General features: G+C 59.0%; 24 protein-coding genes. 16 read left to right on the top strand and 8 right to left on the bottom strand.

Annotated features, from left to right (window positions below):
• Positions 1–49: 49 nt before the first annotated feature.
• From GF108_RS09110 to GF108_RS09100, 3 genes are read left to right on the top strand one after another with little or no spacing between them, the layout of a single operon-like run.
• Positions 50–763 (top strand): TetR/AcrR family transcriptional regulator, encoded by a 714-nt coding sequence (locus tag GF108_RS09110; RefSeq protein WP_153667708.1) that lies wholly within the window; start codon positions 50–52, stop codon positions 761–763.
• A gap of 26 nt (positions 764–789) precedes the next feature.
• Positions 790–1,998, top strand: a complete 1,209-nt coding sequence (locus tag GF108_RS09105; RefSeq protein ID WP_153667707.1) for an efflux RND transporter periplasmic adaptor subunit — start codon at positions 790–792, stop codon at positions 1,996–1,998.
• Complete coding sequence (locus GF108_RS09100; RefSeq protein WP_153667706.1) at positions 1,995–5,138, top strand: efflux RND transporter permease subunit; 3,144 nt, start codon at positions 1,995–1,997, stop codon at positions 5,136–5,138. The genes GF108_RS09105 and GF108_RS09100 overlap by 4 nt, the downstream gene beginning before the upstream one ends.
• Before the next feature lie 75 nt (positions 5,139–5,213).
• Here the strand turns inward: GF108_RS09100 and GF108_RS09095 are convergent, their stop codons facing one another.
• The 7 genes from GF108_RS09095 to GF108_RS09065 form a co-directional block, all read right to left on the bottom strand.
• Positions 5,214–6,113 (bottom strand): DMT family transporter, encoded by a 900-nt coding sequence (locus tag GF108_RS09095; RefSeq protein ID WP_153667705.1) that lies wholly within the window; start codon positions 6,111–6,113, stop codon positions 5,214–5,216.
• 63 nt (positions 6,114–6,176) lie between these two features.
• Positions 6,177–6,923 (bottom strand): arginyltransferase, encoded by a 747-nt coding sequence (locus GF108_RS09090; RefSeq protein WP_091918948.1) that lies wholly within the window; start codon positions 6,921–6,923, stop codon positions 6,177–6,179.
• A gap of 111 nt (positions 6,924–7,034) precedes the next feature.
• Positions 7,035–7,448: a hypothetical protein gene (locus GF108_RS09085; protein ID WP_153667704.1), complete on the bottom strand. Its 414-nt coding sequence runs from the start codon at positions 7,446–7,448 to the stop codon at positions 7,035–7,037.
• Positions 7,449–7,519: 71 nt separating this feature from the next.
• Positions 7,520–7,990 (bottom strand): RDD family protein, encoded by a 471-nt coding sequence (locus tag GF108_RS09080; protein WP_091949106.1) that lies wholly within the window; start codon positions 7,988–7,990, stop codon positions 7,520–7,522.
• 79 nt (positions 7,991–8,069) lie between these two features.
• Positions 8,070–9,107 (bottom strand): porphobilinogen synthase, encoded by a 1,038-nt coding sequence (hemB, locus tag GF108_RS09075; RefSeq protein ID WP_153667703.1) that lies wholly within the window; start codon positions 9,105–9,107, stop codon positions 8,070–8,072.
• Positions 9,108–9,200: 93 nt separating this feature from the next.
• Positions 9,201–9,602: a type II toxin-antitoxin system HicB family antitoxin gene (locus tag GF108_RS09070; RefSeq protein WP_153667702.1), complete on the bottom strand. Its 402-nt coding sequence runs from the start codon at positions 9,600–9,602 to the stop codon at positions 9,201–9,203.
• Between the two features lie 3 nt (positions 9,603–9,605).
• Entirely contained in the window at positions 9,606–9,794 is a 189-nt protein-coding gene (locus GF108_RS09065) for a type II toxin-antitoxin system HicA family toxin (RefSeq protein WP_153667701.1), read from the bottom strand.
• 107 nt (positions 9,795–9,901) lie between these two features.
• On the opposite strand from GF108_RS09065, the gene GF108_RS09060 reads away from it, so the two are divergent.
• The 11 genes from GF108_RS09060 to GF108_RS09010 all read left to right on the top strand — a co-directional run bounded on the left by GF108_RS09060 (position 9,902) and on the right by GF108_RS09010 (position 21,345).
• Entirely contained in the window at positions 9,902–10,957 is a 1,056-nt protein-coding gene (locus GF108_RS09060; protein ID WP_153667700.1) for an enoyl-CoA hydratase/isomerase family protein, read from the top strand.
• On the top strand, positions 10,954–11,382 hold the full coding sequence (locus tag GF108_RS09055; RefSeq protein WP_027232385.1) for a DUF6163 family protein: 429 nt from the start codon (positions 10,954–10,956) through the stop codon (positions 11,380–11,382). Before GF108_RS09060 ends, GF108_RS09055 begins: the two co-directional genes overlap by 4 nt.
• A gap of 162 nt (positions 11,383–11,544) precedes the next feature.
• Entirely contained in the window at positions 11,545–12,060 is a 516-nt protein-coding gene (gene ldtR / locus GF108_RS09050) for a transcriptional regulator LdtR (RefSeq protein ID WP_027232386.1), read from the top strand.
• Between the two features lie 329 nt (positions 12,061–12,389).
• Positions 12,390–13,667, top strand: coding sequence for a murein L,D-transpeptidase (locus tag GF108_RS09045; protein ID WP_027232387.1), 1,278 nt, complete (start codon positions 12,390–12,392; stop codon positions 13,665–13,667).
• A 281-nt stretch (positions 13,668–13,948) separates the two neighbouring features.
• Positions 13,949–15,241 carry a serine hydroxymethyltransferase gene (gene glyA, locus GF108_RS09040; RefSeq protein WP_153667699.1) on the top strand — a complete coding sequence of 431 codons (1,293 nt, stop codon included), beginning with the start codon at positions 13,949–13,951 and terminating at the stop codon, positions 15,239–15,241.
• Between the two features lie 157 nt (positions 15,242–15,398).
• A complete protein-coding gene (gene nrdR, locus GF108_RS09035) occupies positions 15,399–15,881 on the top strand; it encodes a transcriptional regulator NrdR (protein WP_027232389.1) in 483 nt (160 codons plus the stop codon).
• 4 nt (positions 15,882–15,885) lie between these two features.
• Entirely contained in the window at positions 15,886–16,983 is a 1,098-nt protein-coding gene (gene ribD / locus GF108_RS09030) for a bifunctional diaminohydroxyphosphoribosylaminopyrimidine deaminase/5-amino-6-(5-phosphoribosylamino)uracil reductase RibD (protein WP_153667698.1), read from the top strand.
• Between the two features lie 10 nt (positions 16,984–16,993).
• Entirely contained in the window at positions 16,994–17,608 is a 615-nt protein-coding gene (locus tag GF108_RS09025) for a riboflavin synthase (RefSeq protein ID WP_153667697.1), read from the top strand.
• A gap of 33 nt (positions 17,609–17,641) precedes the next feature.
• Positions 17,642–18,103 carry a 6,7-dimethyl-8-ribityllumazine synthase gene (ribH, locus tag GF108_RS09020; RefSeq protein ID WP_027232392.1) on the top strand — a complete coding sequence of 154 codons (462 nt, stop codon included), beginning with the start codon at positions 17,642–17,644 and terminating at the stop codon, positions 18,101–18,103.
• Between the two features lie 2 nt (positions 18,104–18,105).
• Complete coding sequence (nusB, locus tag GF108_RS09015; protein ID WP_153667696.1) at positions 18,106–18,612, top strand: transcription antitermination factor NusB; 507 nt, start codon at positions 18,106–18,108, stop codon at positions 18,610–18,612.
• Positions 18,613–19,191: 579 nt separating this feature from the next.
• Positions 19,192–21,345, top strand: coding sequence for a sodium-translocating pyrophosphatase (locus tag GF108_RS09010; protein WP_153667695.1), 2,154 nt, complete (start codon positions 19,192–19,194; stop codon positions 21,343–21,345).
• A gap of 81 nt (positions 21,346–21,426) precedes the next feature.
• Here the strand turns inward: GF108_RS09010 and GF108_RS09005 are convergent, their stop codons facing one another.
• The gene (locus tag GF108_RS09005) at positions 21,427–21,954 is read right to left on the bottom strand and encodes an outer membrane protein assembly factor BamE (RefSeq protein WP_153667694.1); all 528 of its coding nucleotides are present in this window, start codon (positions 21,952–21,954) and stop codon (positions 21,427–21,429) included.
• 125 nt (positions 21,955–22,079) lie between these two features.
• Here GF108_RS09005 and GF108_RS09000 point away from each other — a divergent pair, with 125 nt between their 5' ends.
• Both GF108_RS09000 and GF108_RS08995 read left to right on the top strand, forming a co-directional pair.
• Complete coding sequence (locus tag GF108_RS09000; RefSeq protein ID WP_153667693.1) at positions 22,080–22,634, top strand: ubiquinol-cytochrome C chaperone family protein; 555 nt, start codon at positions 22,080–22,082, stop codon at positions 22,632–22,634.
• Between the two features lie 14 nt (positions 22,635–22,648).
• Positions 22,649–23,218, top strand: a complete 570-nt coding sequence (locus GF108_RS08995; protein ID WP_153667692.1) for a DUF177 domain-containing protein — start codon at positions 22,649–22,651, stop codon at positions 23,216–23,218.
• The last annotated feature ends 51 nt before the right edge of the window (positions 23,219–23,269 follow it).

The following is a 23,269-nucleotide window of genomic DNA, read 5'->3' as shown; positions in this document are numbered from 1 at the left end:
CGCGTTCATGTAAGTGAGAGAGAACGTTCTCTCTCATTTCGGTGGATCGATGGTTGATCAAGTCCTGCCCAAGCAGGCAAGGAGCGCTTCTGGCGACGATGCGGAAGGCTCTCATTGCTTCGTGGCGAAACTCTTCGGCAAGCGCGCGCGCAATCGCGAAGCGCAGGAGGAGCGTATTCTCAACGCCGCAATGAGCTGTTTCATCCGTTCTGGCTTCCGTGGCGCGTCGATGAACGATATTTGCTCCGAGGCAGGCATGAGCCCGGGTGCGCTTTACCGCTATTTTCCTTCCAAGGAAGCGATTATCGAGACGATCGCGGCGATGCATCGCCAGCAGAGCAATGAGATCCTCGATCGCATGCTGCAGTCCAACAATATTATCGATGCGATTACCCAGGTCGGCACCGATCATGTGCGCAAGATGTCGCTCAACGATAGCGGTCCGGGCCCGGCCGATTCCAGCGCGCGCCTTTTTGTCGAGGTGCGGGCCGAGGCGATGCGCAACGAAACCGTCGCGGCAACCTGCGAACTGCACGAAGGGATGATGCGCGAAAAGCTGCATGCAGCCCTCGAAGCCGCCAAGGCGCGGGGCGAAATCGATCCGATCGCCGACATGGATCTGGTGGTCGCATCGCTGGCCGCCATGGGCGAGGGGATCATCATGCGCAACTTTCCAGCCCAGGGCCTTCCCGTCGAAGCGCTGGAGCCCGTGTTCCGTGCGCTCGCCGTAGCGATGCTGCGCCCGACACGTTCCAAGATTTGAAGATCGCTCCAACTCGAGTTTTCCCGATGAGCCGTTACAGCAAAAAAGTTCTTGTTTCCCTGGCTCTCGCGTCGAGCCTCTCCCTGTCCGCCATGGCGGGCGCACTGGCTGAAGAAAAAGCCGCTGCCGCCGTCCCGGAGACCAAAGCGCCGGTCATCAATGTCATCCCCGCGGGCAAGAGTGAGATGGTCTCGACCATCACCGTCAACGGCACCATCGTGCCGCGGCAGGAGGTTGCGGTCGGGACCGATGTTGCCGGCCTGCTCGTCCTTGAACTCAACGCCGATCAGGGCGACGTTGTGAAAGAGGGCGACATTCTTGCCCGCCTCGACAAGTCGGCGCTGCAGATACAGCTCGCACAGATCGATGCCCAGCGGGCGCAGGCCGACGCTTCGATCTCGCAGTCGGAAGCCCAGATCGTCGATGCCGAGATTGCCGTACGCCAGGCCATGGAAGCGCTGGAGCGGGCACGTGCTCTCTCCAGCAAGGGCATCAACTCCAAGATGGAGCTCGACAACGCCACCAACGCCCACGACAGCGCCAATGCCCGTCTCAATACCGCCCGCCAGGCGCTGGTCGCCACCCAGTCGCAGTTGCAGCTTGTCGCCGCGCAGAAGCGCGATGTTCTCCTGCGCCTGGAAAAGGCCGACGTGAAGGCGCCGACCGCAGGCGTCGTGCTCAGCCGGAATGCGCTGCTTGGCGGCATCGTTTCGTTCAATGCTGGACCCTTGTTCCGCATTGCGCGCGACGCGCAATTCGAAGTCGCAGCCAATATTCCGGAAGTGGATCTGCCTCGCCTCAAGGAGGGTATGCCGGTTTCGGTCCGCGTCTCGGGCATGGAAGAACCTGTCTCCGGTCGCGTGCGCCTCATTTCGCCGGAAATCAACGCAAGTTCGCGCCTTGGCTCGGTGAAGATCACGCTTGAGAAGAACCCGGCGATCAGGCCCGGTAATTTCGCCCGCGCTGTGGTCGAACTCACACGTCGCGACGGCATCAATGTGCCGCTCTCCGCCGTGGTCTACCATGGCCGCACCGCGCTTGTGCAGGTCGTCAAGGACGGCGTCATCGAAAGCCGCACGGTGGAACTGGGCATTCGCAACGACCGCGCCGTCGAAGTCCTCAAGGGACTGGCGGAAGGCGAGGAAGTCGTGGCCCGCGCTGGAACCTTCGTCGCCAATGGCGACCGCGTAACGCCGGTTCGCGTTACCGACGAGGCCACGGGGGCCATCAAATGAACTGGAACATTTCTGCCTGGTCGATCCGAAACCCGGTTCCCTCGATCCTCCTCTTTGTGGTGCTTGTCGTCCTCGGCCTGATGGCTTTCGCCAAACTGCCGATCACGCGCTTCCCCAATATTGACGTGCCGCTGATTTCGGTCTCCGTCACCGATCCCGGCGTCGCGCCGACCGAACTTGAAACGCAGATCGCGAAGCGGGTCGAGGATTCGGTTGCGAATATAACGGGCGTGAAAAACGTCACCACCAATTTGACGGAAGGCAATTCGACCACGCTTGTCGAGTTCCGGCTCGAAGTCGACCCGCAAAAGGCACTTGATGACGTCAAGGATGCCGTCTCGCGTATTCGCGACGACCTGCCGGCGACGATCAAGGAACCGATCATCAATTCGGTCGATGTCGAAGGATCGTCTATCCTGACCTATGCTGTCTCGGCGCCGACCATGACATCGGAAGAGCTGTCCTGGTTCGTCGATGACAAGATCATCCGCGATATTCAGGGCCTGAAGGGTGTCGGCCGCGTTGAGCGCTATGGTGGCGTTACCCGGGAAATTCGCGTCTCGCTCGATCCTGACCGGCTGACGGCGCTTGGTGTTACCGCCTGGGACGTGAACCGCGCGCTGAAATCGATGAATGCCGACCTGACCGGTGGTCGCGGCGATCTCGGGACTATGCAGCAGACAATCCGCACGCTCGGTGCATCGCGTACGCTCGACAACCTTCGGGCCGTGGAAATTCCGCTCGCCGGCGGCCGCTCGGTGCGCCTAGATGCCCTCGGCACCGTCAGTGACTCCTTCGAAGAGCCGAAATCCTTTGCCCGCGTCAACAACCAGACCGTTGTGTCGCTCGGCATTTTCCGTGCCAAGGGCGCCAGCGATACTGATGTCTACGCGCTCGTGCAGGCGCGGATGGATCAATTGAAGGAGAAATATCCCGACGCGCGCTTCAGCATCATCGACAATTCGGTGAACTACACCTACGGCAACTATGAATCGGCGATGAGTTCGCTGGTCGAAGGTGCGCTGCTGTCGATCATCGTCGTGTTCCTGTTCCTGCGGAATATTCGGGCGACGCTGATTGCCGCGATCGCCTTGCCCCTGTCGGCCATCCCGACCTTCTGGGCGATCGACATGCTGGGATTCTCGCTCAATCTTATCAGCCTGCTCGGCATCACCCTCGTCACCGGTATCCTCGTTGACGACGCCATCGTCGAGATCGAGAACATCGTCCGCCATATGCGCTCGGGCAAGTCGCCCTACAGGGCATCGCTCGAAGCCGCCGACGAAATCGGCCTCGCCGTGATCGCGATTTCGGTGACGATCATTGCCGTCTTCGCGCCTGTCAGCTTCATGAGCGGCATTGCCGGGCAGTATTTCAAGCAGTTCGGCCTGACTGTCGCAGTCGCCGTGTTCTTCTCGTTGCTTGTCGCCCGCCTGCTGACGCCGATGATGACGGCCTATCTGCTGCGCGACGGCAAGAGCCTGCACCATGGCGACAAGGAAGCCGGCTGGATACGCGGCTATACGCGGTTCCTCGGCGTAACCTTGCGCTATCGCTGGCTTACGCTGGTAAGCGGCATTGGACTTTTCGCGCTCGCCATCTGGGCAATGGGCTTCCTGCCCTCCGGTTTCGTTCCGCCACAGGACGAGGCGCGGGTCGCCGTCAGTCTCGAGCTGCCACCGGGCGCGCCTATCGACGAGACGCTGCGCGTGACCGATGCGGCTTCGCTCAAGGTGCGCGAGATTCCCGAAGTCCAGCAGACCTATGTGACCGGTGGCACATCGCCGACGGGTTCGCTCGACACGCGCCGTGCAACGATGATCGTCAAGCTCAGCCACAAGAGCGAACGGCACCGGACCCAGAAGCAGATCGAGGTTGATATCTTCAATAAATTGTCGGAAGTGCCTGATCTCAGGGCAAATTTCGTCAATGATCGCGGTGAGCGAGAGTTTGCTGTCGGCGTTATCGGCAGCGATGGCGATAAGGTCAGCGAGCAGGCCCGCCTCCTGCAGAGCGGGATGACCGCGACAGGCAGTTTCCAGGCAGTATCGTCGACTGCCGCGCTCGACCGGCCGGAAATCATCGTTACGCCGCGCATGGACAAGCTCGCCGAACTCGGCATTTCGACCTCGCAGGTGTCGGATGCATTGCGTGTCGCGACGCTGGGCGATCTTGATGCGAACCTTGCCAAATACACGATCGGTGACCGGCAGATCCCGATCCGCGTGCAATTGACGGAGGAAGCTCGACGCGATCTTTCGATCCTCAGTACGCAGACAGTAACGACCCCGGCGGGTGTGGTGGTGCCGCTCGAATCCATCGCCGATATCAGCTTTGGCCAGGGACCGTCCTCCATCGAGCGTTTCAACCGCGAACGCCGCGTCGTTGTCGGCGCCAATATGGCGGGCGGCAGGGAGATCGGCGAGGGGCTCGATATCGTCAAGAACCTTCCGGCTGCGAAGTCCATGCCCCAGGGCGTGCGCATCCAGGAGACGGGCGATGCGGAAGTCATGGGCGAGGTATTTGCCGGGTTCCGCGATGCGATGATCATGGGCCTCATGCTGGTCTTCGTCGTGCTGATCTTGCTTTTCGGCAGTATCTTCCACGCCTTCACCATTCTGATGTCGTTGCCTCTGTCGATCGCCGGTGTGGCGGTGGCGTTGCTGCTCACCAACAATTCCGTGTCGATGGCGGTGGTTATCGGTATCCTGATGCTGATGGGTATCGTGACCAAGAACGCGATCATGCTCGTCGACTTCGCGGTCGAGGAGGTCAAGCATGGCGTTGCCCGCAACGAGGCGATCATCGATGCCGGACGCAAGCGCATCCGCCCGATTGTGATGACGACGATTGCCATGTCTGCCGGCATGCTACCCGCCGCCATGGCTTTCGGCGACGGCGGTGAGTTCCGCGCGCCGATGGCGATTGCCGTTATCGGAGGCCTTCTGGTTTCAACGGTTCTGTCGCTGGTCTTCGTTCCATCGTTCTACACGATCATGGACGATGCCAGCCATTGGATGGGCCGTGCTTTCCACTGGTCGTTCCGCCCCAACAAGCCCGATGAACCGGAGACTGTTGCACATGGCGAGTTGGTTCACGTGCAAGGGCCGCGGCCGATTATCGTTGAGGCCGCGGAGTAACGATGCAGCAGCAGTTCGATATCTGCGGAAATCATCGACGGGAGAATTCTCGAGATCAGGGCATATTCGCTTAGATCACACCGGATGCCGCAGGGCTCCCAATCGCGCTATTCGGCGGCTGTGGTACATCTGCCAGAGCGAGTGGCAGACGAGGGCGGTGATGATGATTAGCCCCCCGACAAGGGTCGGATCGCTCGGCCGCTCGGCAAAGATCATCCACACCCAGATCGGCGTCAGTACGGTTTCAAGCAGATAGAACATCGCGACTTCGGGTCCGGAGATGAACTTCGGGCCGGTGGCAAGGCAAAGGAAAGCCAGCGTCGTCACGACCGCGCCGTTGAATATGATCCAGCCCGGGACTGCAACCGAATAGCCGTTCTGGGCAACCATGAACGCCGCCACCGCCATGGGCAGCGCAGTGCCGATGATCGCGGCAAATCCCATGTCCTTGCCCGAGGCACGGCTGACCGTGATTGCCGATGACAGGATGAAGGTCGAGAGCAGTGCGACCAGGTCGCCGAAGAGATGGCCGGAGGAAAGCCCTTCGCGCACAATGATGCTGACGCCGACCAGCATGAAGAACATGGCTGCAAAAGTTGCCGGTTTCGGCCGCTCCTTCAGGAAAATCCAGGACAGGAGCGCCGAAAACACCGTGTTGAGCGCAAGAATGAACACGAGGTTTGCTGTCTTGGTATTGTAGACGGCAATCATGAAGGTGATCGAGGTCAGGCCGTAGAGGCCGGCGACAACATAGCCGACGGCGCCCGGAATAAGCGGCCGCCACTTGCCTGTCGCAAGGCTCCAGACTAGCCAGATGAGGAAGGCGCTGACGAAGGTCGTTGCGCTGCGCAGCAACAATGTCGACCAGGTTTCCCCCTCGCCAAGCCGCAACAGCGGAATGTCTGCCGTCAGGATAAGGCCGCCAAGGCCGGTTATGAGCAAACCCTTGCGATGGTCGAGGTGAAGCTGGGACATGCGGCGTTTCCGAATTGTTTTATTTGCCGCATGCCAGGGCAGTGTTAGGGCAGGCTGGATAGATCAGTCTTGGCGTTCCCACCCCTTGGGGCCGAGGTGCTCCTGGGGCTTGTAGCGAATCTTGTATTGCATCTTGCGCGAGCCCGCCACCCAGTAGCCAAGATAGACGTGGGGAAGTCCGGCGGCGGCGGCGCGCTGGATATGATCGAGGATCATGAACGTGCCAAGCGAGCGGGTGGCATGTTCGGGATTGAAGAACGAATAGACCATCGACAGGCCATCGCCCATGACATCGGTGAGCGCGACCGCAATAAGTTCGCCTTCGCCCTTCTTAGTAATGAAGGAGTCCGGACCGCGGCGTCGGTATTCGATGATCTGCGTCGGCACATGCGTGTCCTCGATCATCATCGCATAGTCGAGAACCGACATCTCCGACATGCCGCCTTTGTTATGGCGGGCATCGAGATATTGCCGGAACAGAGCATATTGCTCAGTGGAGGGCTCCGCGTGGTGAATATTGCCGATCAGGTCGCGGTTGCGATTCCAGACGCGGCGCATCGACTTGTCCTGCTTGAACTCACCGGCAAGGATGCGCACGGAGACGCAGGCGCGGCAGTTTTCGCAGGCAGGACGGTAGGCGATGTTCTGCGAGCGGCGGAAACCGCCTTGCGTCAGCAGATCATTGAGCTCGCTGGCGCGCCCGCCGACAAGATGCGTGAAGACCTTGCGCTCCAGCTGCCCCTCCAGATAGGGACAGGGCGAGGGTGCTGTCAGGAAAAACTGTGGTGACTGCTGTGGTTGGTGCGTCATTCCATGCCCTGGGACGGTCTTCAATAGCTAATAGAATCGTATCACCGTCCGAAACGTCAATTGAATAATATTGTATTCAGCAATGAAAGTCTTCGTCCCTGTAGTATTGCTTCAGTTCGCACCGCAGGCAGCGCCAGTCCAGCTGTGGCTGACAGCATCGAATCTGCCGTCCTTCGATGCGCCCCAACGTCCGTTGAATTGCTTGTAGTCATCAGAAAAATGAAGGTAGAGCCGGCCGGTTCCATATTTGTCGGTCCAGATCAGCGACCGCGAGGTTCCGGTGCCATCGTCCTTTTCAGCAAGCTTACCGACAAGCCGCCCCGCGGAATCGCCGGCTTCATAGGTGCCGTTGATGTGGCCCGACTTGTCGACGTTCAATATCGTCTCGACATCGCGATAGTCGCCGTCCGAAATCATTTCGCCGCAATAGCGGCCGGCCGGCGAAGCGGCCATGCCCGGAATCGTGCCGAGCCCATAGATTGCGAGCGCCGCAAAAGCGAGCGCGGATAAACGCATTTTCATCATTTGTACTACCTTGAAAGTGGCCCTCGAAACGCGAAGGCCCTGGAATTATTGCTACTAAATGAGCCTCGAAATTAGCTGTACGCGCGGACGACGACCGTCCCAAGAAGAAGGTCGTGCACAGTTCGCTTACGGTCGAGGAAGAATGTTGCGAGCAGGATGAGCGGCGTCAACACCACGTTCAGGCCCCAGAACAGCACCGTATGGACGACTGCGAGCAGGCCGTCGACCTTCTGGCCGTCGAGCCGTTCGAGCTTGATGCCCATCATCTGCATGCCCTTTGTCGCCTGACGTCGCCCGCCAAGGGTCGTTGCCACATAGGCGAGGGCGACAGCGGGGAACATGATGCCGTAAAGCGTCCAGCCGAGCCCGAGCGTCGCGACGCCGAGGATTGCAATGAGGATCGCCACCGGAATGCACAGGAAGAACACGATCACATAGTCGATGAGGAAGGCGAAGGCGCGGCTCGTCCGCACGCCCTGATAGAGCCGCCAGTCATCAAGGCGGCTGGTTACGATTTCGCCATCAAGCGTTTCGGTGTTCATTTCGTTTTCCGTTTCAAACCGGCGACAGAATGCCGTTGCGCTGAAATTGGGAACTCGGGAATGAAAAATCAAGGAGCAGTCAGGCGCCGGCCTTTAGCCGCTCGGCAACGATCGGCGCGAAATAGGTGAGAATTCCGTCGCAGCCCGCCCGCTTGAACGCAAGTAGCGTCTCCATCATGACCCGCTCCTCGTCGATCCAGCCATTGGCGCCCGCGGCCTTTATCATCGTGTATTCGCCAGACACCTGGTAGGCGAAGGTCGGCATCGCGAAGGCTTCCTTCAGCCGCCGGATAATATCGAGATAGGGAAGGCCGGGCTTGACCATCAGTGAATCCGCGCCCTCAGCCAGGTCCTGTTCCGCTTCGCGCACCGCCTCGTCCGTATTGGCGGGATCGATATAATAGGTCTTCTTGTCGCCCTTGAGCCGGCCGGACGTTCCGATTGCTTCGCGGTAAGGACCGTAAAAGGCCGATGCGAACTTGGTGGCGTAGGCCATGATCGCGACATCCTGGAAGCCGTTGTGGTCGAGCGCCTCGCGTATGGCGCCGATACGGCCGTCCATCATGTCCGACGGCGCAATGATATCGGCCCCGGCTGCCGCCTGAAGCACGGCCCCCTTGGTGATCTGTTCAACGGTCTCATCATTGACGATGATGCCGTCGCGCAGGATGCCGTCATGCCCATGGCTGGTGAAGGGATCGAGGGCGACGTCGGTGATCATGCCGATCTCCGGCACCGCATCCTTGATGGCGCGAGTCGCGCGATTGATAAGATTGTCAGGGTCGAGAATGCCCGAGCCCGTCTCGTCGCGCAGCGCCGGATCGATATTCGCAAAGGTGGCGATCGCCGGTATGCCCAGTTTTGCCGCGCGCTCCGCTTCCCGAACCGCCATGTCAACCGAAAAGCGCTGCACGCCCGGCATCGCGCCAATGTCTTCGCGCCGATTCTCGCCTTCGCACAAAAAGATTGGCCAGATGAGGTCGTTGACTGTCAGCTGGTTTTCCTGAACGAGCCGCCGCGACCAATCGGCCTTGCGCATCCGGCGCAGGCGGCGGCCTTGGGTAATTTCATCAACGGTCCGGCCCTGGGGGCTCGCGAAAGCTGGGTATTTGTTCATTGTTGCCTTGACCCGCCATAGCGGGCATTTCCTCTGTTTGTAATGGTTCTAACAGGGAAGCAGCCGTCTACCAAGGCATCAGAGCGTCGCACGTTAGGCTGCATCGCGCTCCATGGCCTTTTTCGCCGCCTGTGCGAGGAAGCCCGATCGCGTAAATCCATGTGCTTCCGCATAGGTGTCGATCTGCTGCAGAATGTCTTCGGGCAAGGTTACGTTTACCCGTACGGCGCGTTTCGCATGGGTCTTGACGGCGACCAGAATGGCGACGCTGCTCCGATTCTCGCGGTCAGCCATAATGTCTTCGAGGCGCGACGGTTCCGGAATGGCTTCCCCATCCTCGATCAGGCCCTCGATATGGAAAGAGAGCGCTTCATCTGCCATGGTGTGCGCATCATCCAGGGACGTTCCCGCCGTAACCACGCCGGGAAAATCGGGAAACGAAACGCCATAGTCGCTGTCTGCATCCTTGTGGATCAATCCGATATAGTGCTGCATGATCTACCTCAAACTCAATCCAGATTGCCGCTCGATGCTGCGGAGCGTGCCAATGGGAATATCGCGTTTCGGATGGGGAACCGTCACCCGGCCCGGCTTCTCGGGATGCTTGAACTGTACGTGACTTTCCTTTCGAGCGACCTCGCGCCACCCGTCTTTTTCAAGCAGTGCAATGACATCGCCACTTTTCATTGGATGACAATACACATTCGTGTGTATCATTTCAATGGTGCGTGCACGGTTATTGACGCGGCACGCTTGAGTTTCCTAACCTCGCAGGCTCAAGCTTGGAGGGGCGAATGGAAATCGACTTTGGTGGCGCCGGCGAGGTCCTGTTCGAAAGACGCGGTAAGGCAGGGCTCGTCCGGCTGACACGGCCGAAAGCCCTCAATGCACTGACCCGGACCATGGTCAATGCGATGCACCGCGCCCTTGTCGCCTGGTCGACCGATCCCGATGTCCATTGCGTGATCGTCGAGGGCGAGGGCAGGGCTTTTTGCGCCGGCGGCGATATTCTGGCCGTTTATCACGCCGGCAAGGCGGGAGCGCCGCTCTATGAGTTCTTCGCCGACGAGTATCGCCTCAATGCCTATATCCGGCATTTCCCCAAGCCATATGTTTCCCTCATCGACGGCATCGTCATGGGTGGCGGCGTCGGAATATCGGTGCACGGTTCACACCGGGTCGTCACCGAGAATGTCCTCTTTGCCATGCCCGAAGTCGGCATCGGTTTTTTCCCCGACGTCGGTGGCAGCGCCTTCCTCCCGCATCTGCCCGAACATTTCGGCACATATCTCGCCCTGACGGGCAATCGAATCCGGCAGGGCGATTGCCTGCAGAGTGGGATCGCTACCCACGCGATCAAGGCCGAAGACAAGGAGAGGGTCAGGCGCAGCCTGATCAGGACCGGCAAGCCCGAAGTGGCTTTACGGGGAAAAACCATCAACCCGGACTATGAAACACCTGAGAAAACGCGCGATATGATCGGCGTGCTCTTCGATTCGGAGACCTTGGGCGGCTGCCTCATCCGGCTTGCCGCCTCAGGGGTCAACGGAAACGAGTGGGCGCAGCAGATCCTTGATCTTATCAAGACCCGTTCTCCGACCAGCCTGCACGTGACGTTCAGGCAGATCGCCGAGGGCGGGCATCTTGAAATGGATCAATGTATGCAGATGGAGTACCGGATATTGTCGCGCATGCTCGAAAACCATGATTTTTACGAAGGGGTCCGCTCGCTTCTGGTCGATAAGGACAATGCGCCCGTGTGGCAGCCGGCTTCGATTGACGAGGTGACGCCGGAGATGGTGGACGCCTATTTCGCCCTCCTCGGTGAGCGTGAACTGAAGCTGGCATGAACGAGAGGCCGACGCATCTGCCATTCGACCCGACGCTGACGCAACTGGGCTTTGTCTGGTTCCTGCGGCTTGTCGCCATCTATTGTATCGTGGCGGGCATAGGGTATTGGGCGCAGATCAGCGGTTATTACGAGGGCATGCTGTGGCGCTTCGACCTTATGCCGTGGCAATGGAAAGTCGCCTCGGTATCGCTCGCGGTGCTCTATCCGGTGGCAGCGACAGGGCTCTGGATGATGGTCTCCTGGGGCCCGGTCATCTGGTTCGTCGCCGCGCTCGGCGAAACATTGATGTTCACGACTTTCTCCCGATATTTCTTTTACAAGCCCCAGATTGCCATCATTCACGGCGGCGTGGCGCTACTCTATATCGCCTTCAGGATCCTGCTGTTCGTGCAGAAAAGACGCCAGGCCAAGCCCAGGCGATAGAACGGTTTTTAAGCCGAGGCGTAAGTCTTCATTAAGCCTGAAATTGATTGAGCCGAGGTAAGGTACTGTTAAGTCTGTGTTTTAAGTCGAATTTTATGCGTATTCGATAGTGTTGCCTCAACGGTGAGAAAAATACACCGAAACAACAGTGAGGCAGGTATTATGAACAACACACAGAGAAAGTCTGGTGAGAACCAGCGTTCGACACCCAGTGATACTGCGTTGCGGACACTTTATCTTGAAGCACTTCAGTTAGTAGAACGTTTGCATCGGCGTTTGCTTGACGTCGTCAAGGATGAATTCGACCGTAACGGCCGCAGCGACATCAACGCGATCCAGGCATTGCTGCTTTTCAACATCGGCAATGCTGAACTAACGGCCGGCGAACTGCGCAGCCGCGGCTACTATCTCGGCTCGAATGTTTCGTACAATCTGAAGAAATTGGTCGAGCTCGGCTTCATCTCGCATGAACGGTCCCGCACCGACCGTCGCTCCGTTCGGGTGAGCCTGACGGACAAGGGGACGGAAGTCGCGGAACTGGTGGCGGGTCTCTACGAGCGCCATATCGCGTCGATCGAACATGTCGGTGGCATCAAGGCGGAAGAATTCCAGTCGATGAACAAGGCCCTCCAGCGTCTCGATCGCTTCTGGAACGACAGCATCGCCTACCGCATGTAAGCTCTAACAGTGTCTCCACTGCAAAAGCCCGGCTTCGCTTCATGCGAGGGCGGGCTTTGACCATTGTTCTGTGGGGTTCGTCCAGTCAGTACGTTTCTCACGGCTTAGGGTCATTAATCCGCCATAATGGCGTGGAAATCGACGAAGTCATTGCATGCTCAGCGAAATACGGCGGACAGCTGGAGAGGCGTGGTCGGCATCACGATTGCGCGATCAGTGTTAAAATTGCTGTTTGTTAAAGTAGTTGCTGGTAATTCTGGATAATCGTAACCGCTCATCTTGCGTTGCAGGTGGCATTGGCCGCAGTACTTCCAAGGGTTGGACACAATATGAAGAAATTCGGATCATCGGCAATTGATCGCCGCGCATTCCTGCGAGGCGTGGCAACTGCTGGTTTCGCCGCGGCAACAACGTCGGCATTCGCCCAGCAAAGCGATATCGGCGAGATTCTGGCGGCGCCGCGCCGCGGCAACTGGGATGATCAGTTCGACGCGCGCTCGACATCAAAGGGCAAGGTCGCAAGCTTCCAGCCAATCGCAAGCCCGGAGACGGCTTCCTTCATCCAAAACGCCATCAACACCTATAACCAGATCGTCAGCAATGGCGGTTGGCCGCGTGTCGATACCACGGTCAAGCTGCAGCTTGGCGTCGTCGACCCTTCGGTCGCCGTCATGCGCAAGCGCCTGATGATCGCAGGCGATCTTTCGGAAAGCGCAGGCATCTCCAATTCATTCGACACCTATGTCGATGCCGCTGTTAAGCGCTTCCAGGCCCGGCACGGTCTGCCGGCCGATGGCGTCATGGGGCAGTATTCGCTGGCAGCGATGAATGTCCCCGCCGATATTCGCCTCGGACAGTTGCAGACCAACCTCGAACGTGTTCGCACCTTGGCCGCCGCCGACCAGGGTCCGCGTTACGTCATGGTCAACATTCCCGCTGCGCAGCTCGAGGCAGTGGAGGGCGGCCGCGTCGTCCAGCGCCATACCGCAATCGTCGGCAAGATCGACCGCCAGACGCCGATCCTCGATTCCAAGATCCACGAGGTCATTCTCAATCCTTACTGGACCGCGCCGAAGTCGATCATCGAAAAAGACATCATTCCGCTGATGCGCAAGGACCCGACTTATCTGACGCGCAACAAGATTCGCCTCTTCGACCAGCAGGGTCAGGAAGTTCCGCCGGAACAGGTCGACTGGAATACCGATGATGCCGTAAAACTGATGTTCCGCCAGGATCCGGGCAAGATCAACGCCATGTCTTCGACGAAGATCAATTTCCCGAACCCATATGCTGTCTATATGCACGACACGCCGCAGCAGGGCGTATTCAACAAGTTGATGCGCTTCGAATCGTCCGGCTGTGTCCGCGTCCAGAACGTGCGCGATCTGAATGTATGGTTGCTGCGCGATACGGCGGGCTGGGATCGCCAGACGATGGAAGCGACCATCAAGACCGGCGTTAACACGCCGATCAACGTCAGTAACCCGGTGCCGCTACACTTCGTCTACGTGACAGCGTGGTCGACCGGCGACGGGGTCGTTCACCTGCGCGACGATATTTACGAGCGCGACGGTCAGGCCGCGCTTTCTATCGGCACGAATACCTGAGCGATTGACCTCTGGATTAGTGGAAAGACCGCCCTCGGGCGGTCTTTTTTTTCTGACCAAGGCAATGTGAATTCTCCTGCCCAACACTCCGTCATCCTTCGGGCTTGTCCCGAGGATCGACCTTGGCGAAGCCCGGATTGAGCGGGCCCACCTCATTTCCACACCCATGGCGGTTTCCGGCTATTGCTTTTCGTCTCCCGGCCATTGGCCTTGCCGGTTTAAGTATGATAATGCGCCGCAATCACGTAACTGTTCCCACCGGCAAATGAGGTTGAGACACCATGTCGAACGCAGATACCTTTTTCAACGCACCGCTCGAAGAGATCGATCCGGAGATCTTCGGCGCAATCCGCAAGGAACTTGGTCGTCAGCGGCATGAAATCGAGCTGATCGCCTCGGAAAACATCGTCTCCCGCGCCGTGCTCGAAGCCCAGGGCTCGATCATGACCAACAAATATGCCGAGGGGTATCCGGGCAAGCGCTATTATGGCGGCTGCCAGTTTGTCGATATTGCCGAAGAACTTGCCATCGAGCGCGCCAAGCAGCTGTTCGGCTGCGAATTCGCGAACGTTCAGCCGAACTCCGGCAGCCAGATGAACCAGGCCGTGTTCCTGGCGCTGCTGCAGCCTGGCGACACGTTCATGGGCCTCGACCTCAATTCTGGCGGCCACCTTACCCACGGCTCGCCGGTTAACATGTCTGGCAAGTGGTTCAACGTCGTTTCCTACGGCGTGCGTGAGGACGATCACCTCCTCGACATGGACGCCATCGAGAAGAAGGCGCATGAGACCAAGCCCAAGCTTATCCTTGCGGGCGGCACGGCCTATTCACGGGTCTGGGACTGGCAGCGTTTCCGCCAGATCGCCGATTCCATCGGCGCTTACCTCATGGTCGACATGGCGCATATCGCGGGTCTCGTTGCTGCCGGCGTGCATCCTTCCCCGCTTCCGCACGCGCATGTCGTGACCACCACCACGCACAAGTCGCTGCGCGGTCCCCGCGGCGGCATGATCCTTTGCAACGATCCCGAGATCGCCAAGAAGATGAATTCCGCCGTGTTCCCCGGCTTGCAGGGCGGGCCGCTGATGCACGTCATCGCCGCCAAGGCAGTCGCCTTCGGCGAAGCGCTGAAGCCGGACTTCAAGACCTATGGCAAGAACGTCGTCACCAACGCGCAGACGCTTGCCGAGACGTTGAAGAAGAACGGGCTCGACATCGTTTCCGGCGGTACCGACAACCATCTGATGCTCGTCGATCTTCGTCCCAAGAATGCGACCGGCAAGCGTGCCGAGGCCGCGCTTGGCCGCGCCAACATCACCTGCAACAAGAACGGTATTCCGTTTGACCCGGAAAAGCCGTTCGTGACTTCGGGCATTCGTCTCGGCACGCCTGCCGGCACGACACGCGGATTCGGTCCGGCCGAATTCACCGAAATCGGCAATCTCATTTCCGAAGTGCTCGACGGTCTCAAGGTCGCGAATTCCGATGAGGGCAATGCCGCCGTGGAAAAAGCCGTACAGCAGAAGGTCATCTCGTTGACCGACCGTTTCTCGCTTTACCCCTATCTCGGCTAAGGCGCGCGCCGGATTGATATGGACGGGCGGGGGGAATGTGGCGGATCGAACGGTCCGTTCACAGTCCTCTCCGCCCGACCGCTTTTAACTTCGCAAGAAAATCATTATCTTCGAGCCCTGTCTCTTGCGAACATGAAGTTGTTCAGAAAGCTCGTCGATGCGTTGTCCCTATTGCCAATCCGAAGACACCCAGGTGAAAGATTCCCGTCCGGCAGAAGACGGAGCGGTGATCCGGAGAAGACGTGTCTGCTCGGTCTGCGGCGGGCGCTTCACCACCTTTGAGCGCGTGCAGTTGCGCGATCTGACGGTCATCAAGAAGAGTGGCCGCAAGGTTGCCTTCGACCGGGACAAGCTCATGCGTTCGGTGGAAGTTGCACTGCGCAAGCGTCAGGTCGATCCTGATCGCGTCGAGCGTGCCGTCTCCGGTATCGTACGCCAGCTCGAAAGTTCCGGCGAACCGGAGGTCGCGTCCGACGAGATCGGGCGGCTGGTCATGGATGCGCTGAAAGGCATCGATGACATCGCCTATATCCGCTTTGCTTCGGTCTACCGCAATTTTCGCGAAGCCAGGGACTTCCATGATGTGATCGATGAGATCACCTCTGGCGACACCGTGGCCGAACGGGTCGAGGAAGACTGAACAAATGGCGGTATCCAAGCTTGACCGCCGCTACATGGAAGCGGCGATACGCCTTTCGCGCACACATCAGGGCCTCACGGGAACCAACCCGTCGGTAGCAACCCTCATCGTCAAGAACGGCGTGATCGTCGGGCGTGGGGTGACCGCCATTGGTGGACGCCCGCATGCGGAGACGCAAGCCTTAGCCGAAGCTGGCGATGAAGCCCGCGGCTCAACCGCCTATGTGACCCTCGAACCTTGTGCCCATCATGGTAAGACGCCGCCCTGCGCCAACGCGCTGGTAACGGCCGGTGTGACCCGCGTCGTGGCAGCGGCCACGGACCCTGACGACCGGGTATCGGGAAAGGGCTATGTCATCCTGCGCGCGGGCGGTATCGAAGTGGAGGAAAACGTTCTTGCGGCGCAGGCGGCGGACTACCTCGCCGGCTACCTCATTCGCTCAGCGAAGAAACGCCCGGAAGTGACTCTCAAACTTGCCCTTTCCAGCGACGGCTACATCGGTCGGGCGGGCGAGGGACAGGTGTCGATCACCGGCAGCGTTTCACGTGCGCAGGTGCATCTGATGCGGGCCGAATCCGACGCTATTCTCGTCGGCATCGGCACGGTGCTCACTGACGATCCGCAATTGACCTGCCGTCTCCCCGGCCTTGAAGCGCGCTCGCCGATCCGCATCGTGCTCGACAGCCATCTGCGTCTGCCGATCGACAGCGAACTTGTGCGAACGGCCGCGAACGTTCCTGTCTGGGTTGCGGCGCGGGCGGATGCTGACACTGCCAAGCGCCGGGCGCTCGCTGCCGCAGGATGCAGGATATTGGCGACTGAGACCGATTGCGGCGCAACCGCCCTGCCGGAACTCCTGGAGGACCTTGCTGCTCAGGGGCTTTCGACCGTGATGGTCGAGGGTGGAGCGGCGGTCGCGACGTCGCTCCTCGATGAGAACCTCGTTGACAGGATTGCGCTCTTTGAGGCCGCGGTTGTGATTGGTAGTGAGGCGGGGGTTGCAGGTCCTGATCTCAACCCCCATATCGCGCGTGATTTCAAGCTGCTGAACGAGTTTCGCTTTGGGGAAGACCGCTATCGCGAATATGTCAGATCGACCTAGGAAAACATGAATGTTCACAGGTATTGTAACGGATATCGGCCGGATCGGTCAGGTAAAGCCGCTCAACGAGGGCGTGCTGCTGCGTGTCGAAACCAATTATGATCCCCAGACGATCGAAATCGGCGCGTCGATCGCCTGTTCCGGCGTCTGCCTGACTGTAACCACCTTGCCGGAAAAGGGTTCGAATGCCCGCTGGTTCGAGGTCGAGGCGTGGGAAGAGGCGCTGCGCCTTACCAGCATTGCCGGCTGGAAAACCGGCTCGCGTATAAATCTGGAACGATCCTTGAAGCTTGGCGATGAAATGGGAGGACATCTCGTCTCCGGGCATGTCGATGCCATGGCGGAACTCATCAAGCGCGAAGACGAGGGCGATGCCGTCCGGTTCACGCTTCGAGTTCCCGGGCATCTCGCGCGTTTCATCGCACAGAAGGGCTCGGTTGCCCTGGACGGCACGTCATTGACCGTCAACGGCGTCAACGGCGACGAGTTCGACGTGCTCCTTATCCGCCATTCGCTGGAAGTTACGACCTGGGGTGAGCGCAAGGTTGGCGACAAGGTCAATATCGAGATTGATCAGATGGCGAGATACGCCGCACGACTTGCGGAATACCCGAAATCGGCCTAGGACCAACGCCACCTCATTTCCGTTGGAGCAATCATGTCCAAAAGTCAGGCGCATGCGCCACATCTGTTGATCGTGGAAGCACGATTCTATGACGATCTCGCTGACGCGCTGCTGGCTGGCGCCAAGGGCGCCCTCGACGAGGCGAACGCGACCTATGAGGTAATTACCGTGCCGGGTGCACTGGAGATTCCGGCCGTCATTTCATTTGCTCTCGATGCTGCCGTCGAAGGCGGCAGGGAATACGATGGCTTCGTCGCCCTCGGGACGGTTATTCGCGGTGAAACGTACCATTTCGATATTGTTGCCAATGAATCGTCGCGCGGCTTGATGGATCTTTCCGTTAATGAAAGCATTGCCATCGGCAATGGCATTCTCACGGTCGAGAACGACGAACAGGCGTGGGCGCGTGCAAAGCGCGGCGAAGGCGACAAGGGGGGCTTCGCGGCGCGCGCTGCATTGACCATGATCGCCATCAAGGAAAAGCTTGGAGCCTGACGATGCCTTCCGCCAAAGACGGGCATAGCCCTGCCGCAAAGACCGCCAACAAACGTGGCGTTGCCCGCCTTGCCGCCGTGCAGGCACTTTACCAGATGGACGTTGCCGGTACGGGTGTTCTCGAGGTCGTTGCCGAATATGAGGCGCACCGCCTCGGCAAGGAAGTGGACGGCAACCAATATCTCGATGCAGATCCGCAGTGGTTTCGCGGTATCGTCTCAGGTGTCGTCGCCGAGCAGAAATTGCTCGATCCGCTCATTCATCAGGCACTGCTTGAGGATTGGCCCCTGTCACGGCTCGATTCGACCCTCCGCGCCATCTTGCGCGCCGGGATATGGGAATTGAAGGACCGGGTCGATGTGCCGACGGCCGTCATCGTCTCCGAATATGTCGACATCGCCAAGGCGTTCTACAATGAGGATGAGCCGAAGCTCGTCAACGCCGTTCTCGACCGGCTGGCATTTGAAATTCGCGGTGCAAGCAAGGGCGTAAAGGGCCCGCAGCGATAGAGGTGCGGCCCTCAGCGGTCGCGCGGTTTGCGCCGTTGGTTGCGGTCGACAACGTAGAACGCAAGCAGGGCGAAGAGCAGGGCGCTGACCGGCGCTATGAAGAACGAAAGCATCTGCAGCGTCGTCATGGTCTCATCCTCGTGAGGAAAGTGCTCGCCAAGTAATGTAGGGTGAATGCGATCACAACACAAATTGCGCTGACGAATGCGAGAAATCTTGTCGGTCCGATTGTGCCGTTCAGGCTCGAAACGAGTGGAGCGAATCCACCTACCGCGAAAATCGCTACACCGAGGCCATTTAAAAAGGTCGCAAATAACTTCACGCGTTCATTATAGATCACGTTCAAGGGCCAACTCATTCAAATAAATTCTTTTGTTAAGATTGATCACTCCCCCTACTGATCGCAATCCCTACTTTCGTCGCGCATTCCGCTAAGTTGCGAAAGACCTTGACGGTTTCGCATTTGCTTCGTTACTCCTTACACATACGGTCGCGTCTCTGCCGGCCTGGCAGATTTCGAGTGCCGTACCGAACCTGACCCGGGGAGGGGTTTTTCCGGTCAAAATCTGAGGGAGTGGCATGACAATACTATTTCTGGTCATTGCCTGCGGTCTGCTGTCTATCGTTTACGCTATATGGGCCACCAAATCGGTGCTCGCGGCGGACCAGGGCAATGCGCGCATGCAAGAAATCGCCGGTGCGATCCGCGAAGGTGCACAGGCCTATCTCACGCGTCAGTACACCACGATCGCCATTGTCGGCATCGTCGTCTTTGTCGCCGTCTGGTATCTCCTGAGCGCGACGGCCGCAATCGGCTTCCTGATTGGCGCGGTGCTTTCCGGCCTTGCCGGCTTCATCGGCATGCACGTCTCCGTCCGCGCCAATGTGCGCACGGCGCAAGCTGCATCCCGCAGTCTGGCTGCTGGTCTCGAGATCGCCTTCAAATCGGGCGCAATCACCGGCATGCTCGTTGCCGGGCTCGCGCTTCTCGGCGTCTCCGTCTATTTCTGGATCCTGACCGGTCCGCTCGGCCTTCCTGCAGCTGATCGCGCGGTGATAGACGCCCTCGTTTCGCTTGGTTTCGGCGCTTCCCTTATTTCGATCTTCGCCCGCCTTGGCGGCGGCATCTTCACCAAGGGTGCAGACGTTGGCGGCGACCTCGTCGGCAAGGTTGAAGCTGGAATTCCCGAAGATGATCCGCGCAACCCCGCAACGATTGCCGACAATGTTGGTGACAATGTCGGCGACTGCGCCGGCATGGCTGCCGATCTCTTCGAGACCTATGCCGTGACGATCGTTGCAACCATGGTGCTTGCCGCGATTTTCTTCGGCGCGACGCCTGTTCTCGGGCAGGTCATGCTCTATCCGCTGGCCATCTGCGGCGCCTGCATCATCACCTCGATTGCCGGCACGTTCTTCGTCAAGCTCGGCGCCAACAACTCCATCATGGGTGCCCTCTACAAGGGCCTGATCGTGACGGGGCTCCTGTCGATCGTCGGCCTCGCCGTCGCAACGTCGATGACCGTCGGCTGGGGCGAGTTCGGCACCGTGGCCGGGCAAGCCATCACCGGCACGAACCTCTTCTTCTGCGGTATTATCGGTCTTGTCGTAACCGGGTTGATCGTCGTCATCACCGAATATTATACCGGCACCAACAAGCGTCCGGTGAATTCGATCGCCCAGGCTTCGATTACGGGTCACGGCACCAACGTGATCCAGGGCTTGGCTGTTTCGCTTGAGTCGACCGCTTTGCCTGCGCTCGTCATTGTCGGCGGCATCATCTCCACCTATCAGCTCGCCGGCCTCTTCGGAACCGGTATTGCCGTGACGGCGATGCTCGGCATTGCCGGCATGATCGTTGCGCTCGATGCATTCGGCCCGGTAACGGATAATGCTGGCGGCATCGCCGAAATGTCCGGCCTTGATCCGGACGTGCGCAAATCCACCGATGCTCTCGACGCCGTTGGCAATACGACGAAGGCCGTCACCAAGGGTTACGCCATCGGCTCTGCCGGCCTTGGCGCGCTGGTGTTGTTTGCCGCCTATAGCAATGACCTTCAATACTTCATCAGCGAAGCCAACAAGGAAGGCGCGACTGCATTCAGCTACTTCAAGGGTATCGGGGCGGTCTCCTTCGACCTTTCCAATCCCTATGTCGTTGCAGGCCTCATCTTCGGCGGTCTCATTCCCTACCTTTTCGGCGGCATTGCAATGACAGCAGTCGGCCGTGCGGCGGGATCGGTGGTGGAAGAGGTGCGTCGCCAGTTCCGGGAAAAGCCCGGCATCATGCTCGGCACCGAACGGCCCGACTATGCGCGTGCGGTCGATATTCTGACCAAGGCGGCGATCCGGGAAATGGTTGTTCCCTCGCTGCTGCCGGTGCTTGCGCCGCTCGTGGTTTACTTCGGCGTGCTGCTGATATCGGGTTCGAAGGCCTCCGCCTTTGCCGCGCTCGGTGCTTCGCTGCTAGGCGTCATCATCAACGGCATCTTCGTTGCGATATCGATGACCTCGGGCGGCGGTGCCTGGGATAACGCCAAGAAGTCGTTCGAAGACGGCTTTGTCGGCAAGGACGGCACCCGCCACATGAAGGGCTCGGAGGCACACAAGGCGTCTGTCACCGGCGACACCGTTGGCGATCCATACAAGGATACGGCGGGGCCCGCCGTCAATCCTGCGATCAAGATCACCAACATCGTGGCCTTGCTGCTCTTGGCCGTGCTGGCTCACTGACACCTGCCAGCGAAAACGAAAAACCCGCGAAGCTGCTTCGCGGGTTTTTTCTTTGTGCCTTGTAAGATCGCGGTCGCCGGATTAGTCCGGGGCGCCGCCGGTTGGCGTGCGGCCGGAGCTCGGCAGCGCGCTTGGAGTCTTGCTGACACCCTGCAGCATCTGCCCGAGGAAGGAGAGGTCCTTGCCGCCAGTCGGGGTCGTGCGCGAGATGAAGTCGAAAACCTTGCCGTCCTGCAGACCATAGTTGGAGATGCTGGAAACCTTGCCATCCTTGTCGAAATAGACCGCAAGGATCCGCCGGTCGGTCACGCGCGGCATCATGAAGGCAACCGAACGCTGACGCTTCTGCGAAATATAGTAGAAAACTTCATTGTCGAAGGTTGCGGTGGTCGAGGGGCTGCCAAGTGACAGGATGACCTGTTCGCGGCTTGAGCCAACCGGCACGAATTCGAGCGCCTTCTCGTCGAGAACATAGCCCTGCGTCAAGGTCTCTGTCGGTGCGAGCTTGAGGGCAGCAGTGTTGCAGCCGGACACCCCGGCAGCCAAAATAAGTGTTCCAACGAGAACGCACTCACGCGTACGCTCGGTCTTGAAAATCCGCTGCAGCAACGACATCTCCATTTGAATCTGGGCGCAAGTCTTTCGCTGCCCGCAGAAACTCGGTAAACCACCTTGAACTCCGATGCAACACGGCAAAAGTGCTGCGAGGAAGACTCAAGTCAAGGCACAACTCTATGATTCTCAGTCTATTTAGCCGCAAGGCCAAAGCAAATGAGGCGATTACAATTGCCCTCTACGATGCGATCGTGGCAGCGGCGCGGCAGCCCTATTTTTATTCTGACCTTGAAGTGCCGGATACTCCGCTCGGACGCTACGAAATGTTGTCGCTGCATGTTTTCCTGTTCATGCGCCGCATCAAGGACAGGGGCCCCGCGCTGAAGCCCGTTGGCCAGGAGGTTACCGACGAATTCTTCCGTGATGTCGACCATTCGCTGCGCGAACTGGGCATCGGTGATTCTGGCGTGCCCAAGCGCATGAAGAAACTTGCGCGCATGTTCTATGGGCGCATCGAGTCGTATGATCGCGCATTGGAAACGAATGACCATCCGGCGCTCGTAGCGGCGCTCGCCCGCAATGTGCGTCCGGACAGTGACGGTTGGACAGGCGCGCCCGCGCTAGCCGCCTATGTCGAACGCACGGTACGCCACCTCGATGGGCAATCGGATGATGATATCGTGGCCGGAAGGGTTACGTTTCCTGATGCCAGCACCGACGATACGCTGCTTTGATAGGAGGAAATACGATGTCGAGAAACTCGGATGGAACCCTAAGTTATCAAGTCTCAGTGCAGCGGCTTCCGCAGAAAGGCCTCAACGTCAAAATCGAGGCGGATAAAAAAGAGCGCGACGCCATGCGCGATTTTCACGAGTTGGAAGATGTTAAATTCTTCAAGGCTGAACTTCAGGTGGTGCCGTGGAAGAAGGACGGTATCCGCGTTCGCGGGAAGGTCCAGGCGGAAATCGTCCAGGCTTGCGTCGTGACCCTGGAGCCGATCGAAACCAGGATCGATACGGACATCGACACGCTCTTCGTACCTGAGAATTCGCGATTGGCCCGTCTCCCGCTCGATGAGAATGGCGAACTGATCATCAGTGCGGATGGCCCCGACATACCTGAGACATTTTCCGGCGATAAGCTCGACGTTGGGGCAATCGCAGAAGAATTCTTCGAATTGGCTGTCGATCCTTATCCGCGCAAGGAGGGCGTGGAGGCTGCGCCGCCCCTCGTTGTTGACGTCGGATCGGACAATGAGGAAGACGTAAAGCCAGCCAACCCGTTTGCGGCTCTCAAGGATTGGAAACAGAAGACTTGATCGCTATCTCATCCTGCGGGTAGATGGTGTCAGGGAGTTGAGACAAGACCA

The organism is Phyllobacterium sp. SYP-B3895 (assembly GCF_009647635.1).
Classification (GTDB): Bacteria; Pseudomonadota; Alphaproteobacteria; order Rhizobiales; family Rhizobiaceae; genus Phyllobacterium; species Phyllobacterium pellucidum.
The sequence above is the reverse complement of the archived record's forward strand: the minus strand, read 5'-3'. Positions and strand labels throughout refer to the sequence as shown.

Excerpts from the sequence above, each read along its gene's own strand:
- GF108_RS09110 (WP_153667708.1), top strand. The coding sequence starts at position 50 with ATGGTTGATCAAGTCCTGCCCAAGCAGGCAAGGAGCGCTTCTGGCGAC.
- GF108_RS09105 (WP_153667707.1), top strand. The coding sequence starts at position 790 with ATGAGCCGTTACAGCAAAAAAGTTCTTGTTTCCCTGGCTCTCGCGTCG.
- GF108_RS09100 (WP_153667706.1), top strand. The coding sequence starts at position 1,995 with ATGAACTGGAACATTTCTGCCTGGTCGATCCGAAACCCGGTTCCCTCG.
- GF108_RS09095 (WP_153667705.1), bottom strand. The coding sequence starts at position 6,113 with ATGTCCCAGCTTCACCTCGACCATCGCAAGGGTTTGCTCATAACCGGC.
- GF108_RS09090 (WP_091918948.1), bottom strand. The coding sequence starts at position 6,923 with ATGACGCACCAACCACAGCAGTCACCACAGTTTTTCCTGACAGCACCC.
- GF108_RS09085 (WP_153667704.1), bottom strand. The coding sequence starts at position 7,448 with ATGATGAAAATGCGTTTATCCGCGCTCGCTTTTGCGGCGCTCGCAATC.
- GF108_RS09080 (WP_091949106.1), bottom strand. The coding sequence starts at position 7,990 with ATGAACACCGAAACGCTTGATGGCGAAATCGTAACCAGCCGCCTTGAT.
- hemB (WP_153667703.1), bottom strand. The coding sequence starts at position 9,107 with ATGAACAAATACCCAGCTTTCGCGAGCCCCCAGGGCCGGACCGTTGAT.
- GF108_RS09070 (WP_153667702.1), bottom strand. The coding sequence starts at position 9,602 with ATGCAGCACTATATCGGATTGATCCACAAGGATGCAGACAGCGACTAT.
- GF108_RS09065 (WP_153667701.1), bottom strand. The coding sequence starts at position 9,794 with ATGAAAAGTGGCGATGTCATTGCACTGCTTGAAAAAGACGGGTGGCGC.
- GF108_RS09060 (WP_153667700.1), top strand. The coding sequence starts at position 9,902 with ATGGAAATCGACTTTGGTGGCGCCGGCGAGGTCCTGTTCGAAAGACGC.
- GF108_RS09055 (WP_027232385.1), top strand. The coding sequence starts at position 10,954 with ATGAACGAGAGGCCGACGCATCTGCCATTCGACCCGACGCTGACGCAA.
- ldtR (WP_027232386.1), top strand. The coding sequence starts at position 11,545 with ATGAACAACACACAGAGAAAGTCTGGTGAGAACCAGCGTTCGACACCC.
- GF108_RS09045 (WP_027232387.1), top strand. The coding sequence starts at position 12,390 with ATGAAGAAATTCGGATCATCGGCAATTGATCGCCGCGCATTCCTGCGA.
- glyA (WP_153667699.1), top strand. The coding sequence starts at position 13,949 with ATGTCGAACGCAGATACCTTTTTCAACGCACCGCTCGAAGAGATCGAT.
- nrdR (WP_027232389.1), top strand. The coding sequence starts at position 15,399 with ATGCGTTGTCCCTATTGCCAATCCGAAGACACCCAGGTGAAAGATTCC.
- ribD (WP_153667698.1), top strand. The coding sequence starts at position 15,886 with ATGGCGGTATCCAAGCTTGACCGCCGCTACATGGAAGCGGCGATACGC.
- GF108_RS09025 (WP_153667697.1), top strand. The coding sequence starts at position 16,994 with ATGTTCACAGGTATTGTAACGGATATCGGCCGGATCGGTCAGGTAAAG.
- ribH (WP_027232392.1), top strand. The coding sequence starts at position 17,642 with ATGTCCAAAAGTCAGGCGCATGCGCCACATCTGTTGATCGTGGAAGCA.
- nusB (WP_153667696.1), top strand. The coding sequence starts at position 18,106 with ATGCCTTCCGCCAAAGACGGGCATAGCCCTGCCGCAAAGACCGCCAAC.
- GF108_RS09010 (WP_153667695.1), top strand. The coding sequence starts at position 19,192 with ATGACAATACTATTTCTGGTCATTGCCTGCGGTCTGCTGTCTATCGTT.
- GF108_RS09000 (WP_153667693.1), top strand. The coding sequence starts at position 22,080 with ATGATTCTCAGTCTATTTAGCCGCAAGGCCAAAGCAAATGAGGCGATT.
- GF108_RS08995 (WP_153667692.1), top strand. The coding sequence starts at position 22,649 with ATGTCGAGAAACTCGGATGGAACCCTAAGTTATCAAGTCTCAGTGCAG.